Origin of the sequence: Enterobacter sp. KB-280D8 (assembly GCF_041399405.1) — a bacterium.
Classification (GTDB): Bacteria; Pseudomonadota; Gammaproteobacteria; order Enterobacterales; family Enterobacteriaceae; genus Enterobacter; species Enterobacter cloacae_N.
In genome coordinates this window covers 1-278 of record NZ_JBGKEC010000045.1, presented here as the reverse complement: position 1 = coordinate 278, position 278 = coordinate 1, and the positions used below count along the sequence as shown (strand labels likewise).

Below are 278 nucleotides of genomic sequence, written 5' to 3'. Positions count from 1 at the left end.
TGGGATCCGGATCTGGCACCCTATGTGATTGAGCCGATGAACTGCCTGGCATCGCGTGAATACGATGCGGTGGTGTTTGTGGGCCCGGCGCGAACGGGTAAAACCATCGGGCTGATTGACGGCTGGATTGTTTATAACATTGTCTGCGATCCGGCAGATATGCTTGTGATTCAGGTATCTGAGGAAAAAGCGCGCGAGCATTCCAAAAAACGCCTGGACCGTACTTTTCGCTGTAGCCCTGAAGTTAAAACCCGGCTAAGCCCAAGACGTAACGATAA

1 protein-coding gene is annotated in these 278 nt (G+C 52.2%); it reads left to right on the top strand.

Annotation, left to right across the window (positions count from 1 at the left end):
- Positions 1–278, top strand: a 278-nt coding sequence (locus AB8818_RS22945) for a phage terminase large subunit family protein (RefSeq protein ID WP_371200043.1), incomplete at both ends; no start/stop codon positions are given.